Here is a 238-nt window from a genome sequence, read left to right on the forward strand (position 1 = left end):
CGCCTGGGCGGTTATTCAATACTGGCAGACCACGGGGGATGAAAGTTTCATTGCGCATGAAGGCATGGCGCTACTTCTGGAGACGGCAAAGTTCTGGATTAGCCGCGCGGTGAGAGTTAACGATCGTCTGGAAATTCATGATGTTATTGGGCCAGACGAATATACCGAACATGTCAATAATAATGCATACACCAGCTATATGGCCCGCTACAACGTTCAACAGGCGCTGAATATTGCC

At 49.2% G+C, this 238-nt stretch carries 1 pseudogene; it reads left to right on the plus strand.

From position 1 onward, the window contains the following. Positions 1-238 (plus strand): annotated as a pseudogene (locus AOA60_RS01220) (glycoside hydrolase family 65 protein); the annotation flags it as partial.

This window comes from Pseudomonas sp. 2822-17 (genome assembly GCF_002742485.1).
In the GTDB taxonomy this organism is placed as follows: domain Bacteria; phylum Pseudomonadota; class Gammaproteobacteria; order Pseudomonadales; family Pseudomonadaceae; genus Aquipseudomonas; species Aquipseudomonas cyclaminis.